This window comes from Faecalibacterium sp. DFI.5.82, assembly GCF_029076575.1.
GTDB classification, from domain to species: Bacteria; Bacillota; Clostridia; order Oscillospirales; family Ruminococcaceae; genus Faecalibacterium; species Faecalibacterium duncaniae.
The window spans coordinates 1-288 of sequence record NZ_JARFIS010001152.1 but is presented as its reverse complement, the minus strand read 5'-3'; the positions used below and the strand labels follow the sequence as shown (position 1 = coordinate 288).

The following is a 288-nucleotide window of genomic DNA, read 5'->3' as shown; positions in this document are numbered from 1 at the left end:
CCGCCCCGGCACTCCTTATTATTACCTGACCGAATGGGCTGCCACGTGCACTGCCAAGCGGATGGTGCCCGACTACATCTCTGAGACGAAGATGCTCGAGCTCACGGTGGACAAAAACGGCGAAGGTCACTGCTACACCTGCATGGGCTGCCGCAGCTTCCTGACCCCCTATGTGGACCCCGAGACCGGCAAGCCCAAATACTACGGCCTCTTCAATCAGTGTGTTGTCACCTTCAATCTGGTGGATGTAGCCCTTTCCTCCGGCGGCAACTTCGAGAAGTTCTGGAA

General features: G+C 57.3%; 1 protein-coding gene. It reads left to right on the top strand.

Annotation, left to right across the window (positions count from 1 at the left end; genetic code table 11):
- Positions 1-288 (top strand): anaerobic ribonucleoside-triphosphate reductase (gene nrdD, locus P0G09_RS20520; RefSeq protein ID WP_275253605.1); only part of this gene is annotated, 288 nt, incomplete at both ends.